The sequence below is a fragment of the Neobacillus solisequens genome (genome assembly GCF_051233465.1).
Taxonomy (GTDB): Bacteria; Bacillota; Bacilli; order Bacillales; family Cytobacillaceae; genus Neobacillus.
The window spans coordinates 304,037-311,066 of sequence record NZ_JBKFGJ010000003.1 but is presented as its reverse complement, the minus strand read 5'-3'; the positions used below and the strand labels follow the sequence as shown (position 1 = coordinate 311,066).

Below are 7,030 nucleotides of genomic sequence, written 5' to 3'. Positions count from 1 at the left end.
ACAGTTTTTTTCTTGCTCAACTGGGTTTTGTCTTTCATACCCTTGATGAAAGACAGTTTTTTTCTTGCTCAACTGGGTTTTGTCTTTCATACCAGTGTGAAGGACAGTTTTCTTCTTGCTCAACTGGGTTTTGTCTTTCATACCCTTGATGAAAGACAGTTTTTTTCTTGCTCAACTGGGTTTTGTCTTTCATACCCTTGATGAAGGCATTTTATTATTCGGACCAATCACACATATTTCATTTAGATAGCGTTTAGGAAAAGAAAGGATAGTCACTACGTCACTGAGTCATTTTTTTCCAAGCAGAAGCTGTCAGATTATCAGAAGTCTTGAACAAAATGTTCAATAAAACACACAAAACCACAAGCTCTAATAATCCTGAGTTTGTGGTTTCTTATAGTTTGAATGGGATTGTTATGTGCAACAATGATGATGAATCTCCTATTCTGTGTTATTTAACTTTAATAAGCTCCTTAATGCTGCTTTTACCTCGTTCAAGAAGATTTACATGTGTATTTCTGGCCAGTTTAACATATTCTTTTCTTACTTCGAGCCAGGCATTACGGCGTTCACGAGCAAAAGCGATACTGGACTCGGTATTTTTTTCAAAGTTATCTTCCAATTGTTCAATGACTTGAATGACTGATTTAACAGGTGTAAGTGCCAATCTCTCTAATTGATTTGAGACTTCTTTAAACTGATTTTTCAGTTCTTCACGGTCTGAATTTACTGGAACCGCTACTTCTTTATGTTCTTCTTTACGTGCATTCAATTGGGATACAAGCTCTGTGACCATCTCTTTATTGGTCTTTTTAGATTGATCATACAGTTTGGTAATGGCTTTTCTGTATTGCTTATTAAATTTGATTACCTCTTTGATAGCATTTAAATAAGCATCCTCCCGATTTTCACGGAGTTTTTCTGCACGTTCACGTGAGAGCTCATATTGATCCCAGAATGTGTCTACAAATAAAGCTTTTCTTGGCGATTCCTTCACTTCCGGCATTGGTTTTTCTGAGACATCAGGAACTGCTTCAATTTTCTTCTGAGCCATCGTCTTTCCTCCTCCTCTTATTTACCTTCTCTATAGAATCCTTCTTTTGTAAGGAAGGAATGTAGAGCTCTAATACACTGGTATACATATTAAAGAATTGGTCAAGTAAGGATTGATACGTTTCCAATTGACCTGCATAGCCTTTTAAGTATTTCACACCGGCTTTTGTAATGGAATAACGTCTCTTCGCCGGTCCTGTTCCTGTTGTATCCCATTCCGATGACACAAGCTCGTCCTTCTCTAGCTGTCTTAACATTCTGTATAAATTCCCCTGGTCCAGAGTCTTAAATCCAAACGACTCTAATTTCTGGCTAAGTTCATATCCATGTAGGGAAACCTTGCTAAGAAGCAATAAAATAAATGGCAGCACAAAGTTTTTTGAAGGATTGACTGATTGATTGTCTTGGTTTACCATATCTTTATCACCTCACCTATATGTATTTTACACCTATCAGTAATATTTTGTCAATCCAGAAAATAAATATTAACAAAAGTCAAATAATTATGTTTACATTTTATGCAACATGGTTATAAACTAATAAAAATGAAAGGTGGTGTAAAATGGAAATTGCGAAAATCAGTAAATTAGGGATCCCCTATTTACATTTTGGAGCTGGTGAATCATTGGTGTTAATCCATGGTTTAGGCCAATATAAGGAGGGATGGCAACACCAATTTGAATTGGCTGATCAATTTGAATTGATTATTCCTGATCTTCGCGGACACGGTGAATGTAAAAGAACAGACGGAATCACCATTCAAAACTTCGCTGCCGATATCATAGCTTTATTAAAGGAGCTAGAAATTGAAAACGCTCACATTCTTGGTTTATCAATGGGCGGAGCCGTTGCACAAGAAATATACCGCCAAGCACCCTCCATATGTCGTTCTCTCATGTTAATAAGCACATTCCATTACTTCCCAAAGAAATTAAAAGGATTATTATTTGAAAATAGAAAGGCAAAATTTGAGGCGATTAGTTCAGAAGGAAGAACAAACTATTTGGCTCAGATGGCCCTTTATTCCTGGAGTAAAGATACGATAAGGGAATTTAATAAATTAATCAAAATAAAGGATTATGTATTCGTTGAATCTCTTAAAGCATGTCTTGAAGTGGATAATTCGGCTTTATTACCGCAAATAAAAGTGCCTACCTTAATTGTTGGCAGTCAATATGATTGTATTCTTCCTGTTTGGCTACAAGCGGTCATGCATAAGAAGATACCACATTCTCAATTTATTATAATGAGGAACACCGGTCATCTTGCAAAACTTGAAGCAAAAGACCGGTTTAACCGCCTGCTACGGAATTTCCTCAACCTGCAAAAATATGCTGGATAATTTTTCATATTAATGGGAAGGATGGGGGTCCTTCCCGTTAATAATGTATTTCTCATTTATCTTAATTATACGAAAGTATTTTGTATTTCTTTTGAACGAGTGTTGAGCCATTGATCCGCAATTTCTGCAAACACTCCTGTCAATGCTAAGGATACATGTCCACCTTCAAAAACCTCATAGGTTTTATCCTTGCTTGAAGCAAGCTCTACTATTGGCAAACTTTGTTTCTCCAAAACTAAAGTGTCCCTAGAGCATGTGAAAACATAAAGTGGGCATTTAATATTGCTTAAGTCAACCTGTTTTCCTCCTATCATTAATTCTCCCTTTAAAAGTTTATTTTCTTTAAAGAAATCATTAAACATCTGCTTAAAGGTTGCTCCGGCAAATGATGCGGTATCTTTTGTCCATTTATCCATTTGACGCCATTTTTCCACATATTTTTCATCATATGCCCTTGTAACAAGGTTAATCATCGGACTACCATAGACTGGTGAAAGCATTCTAAACATTAAATACAAAAACTCATGTGGAATGGTTCCGTATGCATCAGAAAAACGATTAAAGTCCATTTGGCCCGTTTGGAGCCCTTCTAACCATTTATCCGGAACGATGCCGATGCTAAAATCGATTGGAGTGGCAGCTAATATTAGGTTTTTAATCGGCAAATCGGTGATTGACGTCAAGATAGATGAAAATGTTCCTCCCCAGCAATAGCCAAGTATAGAAATTTCTTTAGCTCCTGAATATCGGATTGCCCGTTTTACAGCGGGCTCTAAATAATCAAGGATATAATGATCGAGAGTCAAATCCTGATCTTCTAACCCCGGCGATCCCCAGTCGAACAGGTAAACATCATACCCCCGTTCCGTTAACCCCCCTATTACACTGTTACCTGGTCCAATGTCTAAAAGATATGCCTTATTTAGTAAAGAATAGACAACAAATACCGGGATTTGATATTTCTTTTCCTTGGCCGGATGATACCAAAGTGTGGATTTATTTTTTTTCCAAACAGCCTTTCTTGGTGTCGAAATAATATCTGGCTTAGGTTCGGAAAACACTTTATAAAGCTGTTCCCATCTAGTTTTTTCTTTTTCCAGATCTAATGGTGGGATAATATATTTCAGAGTAGCTTTAGAATCCATTGTCTAACCTCCTTTCACTAGTTTAATTTGAAGGACCCGTTGTGGATAACTCTAGTTCTTTTTTCTTTTCTTTTTCAATCAGGGTCTTCAGTTCCGAGAGCTCCTGCAATATGTCCGGGAGCTGCATCACCCCAAGCTTTAGATCCTGGATTTCTGATTGGAGATTATTGGTTTTTTGAGCTTCCTTCAACTGCTTGAGCTCGGTTTTAATTCCCTTAATGGTGTCAATTTCCTTACGTAATTCCTGAAGATTTACTTGTATAATTTTTATATCGACAAGTCCATGGCGTAATTCATGAATGTCTGAGGATATTTTTTGAGATTCGGCCATTTCTTCTCCAAGTTTTTGAAACTCATTTTTCATCTGGGTAATGATGTTTACTAGTTCTTGGAACATTTCAAGATGATCTTTATTTAATTGAGCGATTCCATCCTGCATATTCCAAATTTGTTCTTCCAAAATATCAATCTTTTCTTCTGCCTGAATGGAAATTTTAGCTACCTTGGCGACATCTTTTTTCGATGGGATATTAAGAAAGCTGGCCATCAAATCCTGGTTTCTTCTTAAAAGCTGCAAATAACGAGAATAACCATCAACTCCAAGCTTCATCAAACTTACCGTCTCTTTATTATCAGTCATCATGTACAAAAGGCCATTCATTTGTTTTTCCCACAATTCACTCATTCTCTTATAGCTCTCAAGTGGATTATATGTTTTTTCGTTAGCCATCCTTCTTCTCCCCTTAACATTATGATTTTGTAAGTTCTTCGGCCTTTTCCAAATATTTATTTAGCGGAAACATAAACGTTTTCACCTGTTTGGCAAACAGGTCCACAAATCCCTTTTGATTCTCATAGACTAAGTTCCCAGCCTGTTTAATTGTGTTTAGATACTGTTTTCGATACTTTTTCCTAAGTGCGATGTACTGTTCAATCATGTCAAAATATTTTTCTAATGCCTGGTTGTTAGTCATGGTTTGACATGGTTTTTGAAGCATTGACAGTGCAGTTTTCTGGATTTTTTCAATTTGCTGATTGATTTCTTCATATGATTTGAGAGGAAAGAAATGAGAAAGACTGGTTGTCGACATTAAAAATTCATCCCTTGCCGTTTTTTCCCATTCAGAAAATTCCTGACTAAATTTTTCAGTAACAGATTTGATATTCTCTTGATTTCTTTGAATGCTGTCGACAAAAAGCTGCGCTTGTTTTAATAACACTTCATCGCGGAAATCTGCACGTTTTGCCCATTCGTCCAATTCTTTGAAGGCCAGCTTCCAAAGCATATCCAAGCTCGAAAGTTGTTCTTCTCTTTCGCGTTCCACTTCGGCATGCAGACTAGGCTCTTCTGAATTTACTTCTTCTCTTACTACAGGTTTTTCTGTCTGTTCTGGGACCTCTGGTGTTTTATCCATTTCAGTAGCTTTCTTGTCTGTTGGTTGCTTTCTTTTTTTCGAATTTATCTCATTTAAGTCTTCATTTTGATGATTCATGTGATTCACTCCGTTTCCTTCAGATTATTAAAAATATCATTTTTATCGAATATATATGGAACTTGCATTTAAATTGAAGTTGTTACTAGGAGGAATAATCTTGAGTAGTTCATGAGGTTAATTTTTTATACTTCTTGTTTCTCTGCTTCTTTTCTAAGCATTCTTCTTAACAGCTTCCCAACAGATGATTTTGGAAGATCATCAAGAATTTCAATTTCTTTTGGTACCTTGTATGGAGCCAGATTCATTTTGGAAAATTCAATTAATTCTTCAGGTCTCGCTTTTGCGCCTGATTTTAATTTTACAAAAGCTTTTACTGTTTCCCCACGGTAGTCATCAGTCATACCCACAACAATTGCTTCTTCAACCGCCTCATGCCTGTATAATACTTCTTCAATTTCACGTGGATAAACATTATAGCCACTAGCAATAATCATGTCTTTTTTTCGATCTAAAATATAAAAATAGCCGTCATGATCCATTTTGGCTATATCCCCTGTAAAGAGCCAGCCTTCCCTTAATACCATCTCCGTATCCCCCGGACGTTTCCAATACCCTTTCATTACCTGTGGTCCACGCAGTATTAGTTCCCCCGCTTCACCAACCGGTACATCAGCAAATCCATCTGGTGTCTCCCTGACAATCCTTGCCTCCGTCCCTGGTAATGGGATTCCAACACTTCCTAATTTTCTTGGCAGAAATGGAGGTGTTGAAATAGCTGACGGAGCAGTCTCTGATAATCCGTACCCATCTGCCAGTCTGACTCCCACTCTTTTCTCAAAGGTTTTAACTTGTTCAACTGGTAGTGGTGCCCCACCGCTACTTAAATAATAGATCTCTTTAATCTTGCTTTCTTCCAAAAGTGGATGACTATTCAAAGCAAAAATCATCGTTGGTACTGCTGTCAATTGGAACGGTTTCTCCTGATTAATTAACTCCAATACTTCATTTACATCAAATCGTGGCAAGATTAGTTGATTACAGCCAATTCTTATGGCTGACAATGCATTGCATGACAAGCCATATACATGAAACATCGGCAAGACACTGATGATCTTGAAATTTTCCGGCTTCTCATCAACAGCATTATAGGTGAAATCACAAACTTGGATAATATTAGCAAGCAAGTTATGATGGGTTAGCATGACTCCCTTTGATACTCCTGTTGTACCCCCGGTATATTGTAAAAGAGCCACATCTTCTTTTATATCTATTGGAATTTCTGGAATGATATTATCATGGGTTAAAAAGTCATTAAAATAAAGATCCCCTTCAGCTAATTGGATTTTGTTAGCACCAAAACCTACAACTATGATTCTCTTTAAGTTAGTCTTTTGCTGGACTTGCTTGACCCTATGATAAAGATCCTCAAAAACAATCATATATTCTGATTCAGAATCGTTAAGTATGTATTCGATCTCCCGTTCAACATACATAGGATTTACCTGAACAGCAATTCCACCTAATCGAAAGACAGCAAATAGACTGAAAATATAATGTGGGCAGTTGGGTAGCATAATGGCCAACCGTTCGCCCTTTTGAAATCCCACCCGATATAAGGAAGCTGAAAGCCATTCAGAAATCACTCTAGTTTCCTTATAACTCCATGACTTTCCATAAAACGTTAATGCAGGCTTATCGTGGTGGATATTCGCCGCTTGCTTTAACATGTCAAACAGTGAATCGTACTTAATTAATACATCTCTACTTATTCTTGGATCATAAAACTTTAACCATGGTTTTTTTTGATATTCCACCCTATTACCCTCCTTGAATACTTCCAAGACTCAAGATGAAAATTCACATCATCATCTTGGAAGAACTTGTAATCACTTAAATTATTGTTATAAAAAGGAGTTTTGTAAACGTTCTCATTACGACGTTTTTCATCAATCTTCTGCAAGTTCAAGTGGGTGAATTGGGTAAATATGGCGAATTTTAACTACTAACCGTTTTAATAGCTTAATAACACTCTTTTTTCCGACAAAATGTATATT

At 36.7% G+C, this 7,030-nt stretch carries 7 protein-coding genes; 1 reads left to right on the top strand and 6 read right to left on the bottom strand.

From position 1 onward, the window contains the following. Positions 1-451 precede the first annotated feature (451 nt). On the bottom strand, positions 452-1,054 hold the full coding sequence (locus ACI3K6_RS05730) for a hypothetical protein (RefSeq protein WP_435554082.1): 603 nt from the start codon (positions 1,052-1,054) through the stop codon (positions 452-454). Continuing rightward, positions 1,035-1,469 (bottom strand): poly-beta-hydroxybutyrate-responsive repressor, encoded by a 435-nt coding sequence (phaQ, locus tag ACI3K6_RS05725; protein WP_335476018.1) that lies wholly within the window; start codon positions 1,467-1,469, stop codon positions 1,035-1,037. Before phaQ ends, ACI3K6_RS05730 begins: the two co-directional genes overlap by 20 nt. Before the next feature lie 146 nt (positions 1,470-1,615). On the opposite strand from phaQ, the gene ACI3K6_RS05720 reads away from it, so the two are divergent. Next, complete coding sequence (locus tag ACI3K6_RS05720; RefSeq protein ID WP_435554081.1) at positions 1,616-2,395, top strand: alpha/beta fold hydrolase; 780 nt, start codon at positions 1,616-1,618, stop codon at positions 2,393-2,395. A 65-nt stretch (positions 2,396-2,460) separates the two neighbouring features. Here the strand turns inward: ACI3K6_RS05720 and ACI3K6_RS05715 are convergent, their stop codons facing one another. The 4 genes from ACI3K6_RS05715 to ACI3K6_RS05700 all read right to left on the bottom strand — a co-directional run bounded on the left by ACI3K6_RS05715 (position 2,461) and on the right by ACI3K6_RS05700 (position 6,790). Continuing rightward, the gene (locus tag ACI3K6_RS05715; protein ID WP_435554080.1) at positions 2,461-3,540 is read right to left on the bottom strand and encodes an alpha/beta fold hydrolase; all 1,080 of its coding nucleotides are present in this window, start codon (positions 3,538-3,540) and stop codon (positions 2,461-2,463) included. 22 nt (positions 3,541-3,562) lie between these two features. Next, entirely contained in the window at positions 3,563-4,270 is a 708-nt protein-coding gene (locus tag ACI3K6_RS05710; protein ID WP_435554079.1) for a hypothetical protein, read from the bottom strand. A 19-nt stretch (positions 4,271-4,289) separates the two neighbouring features. Further along, positions 4,290-5,033: a hypothetical protein gene (locus tag ACI3K6_RS05705; RefSeq protein ID WP_435554078.1), complete on the bottom strand. Its 744-nt coding sequence runs from the start codon at positions 5,031-5,033 to the stop codon at positions 4,290-4,292. A 125-nt stretch (positions 5,034-5,158) separates the two neighbouring features. Then, entirely contained in the window at positions 5,159-6,790 is a 1,632-nt protein-coding gene (locus ACI3K6_RS05700) for a long-chain-fatty-acid--CoA ligase (RefSeq protein ID WP_335476030.1), read from the bottom strand. Positions 6,791-7,030 lie beyond the last annotated feature (240 nt).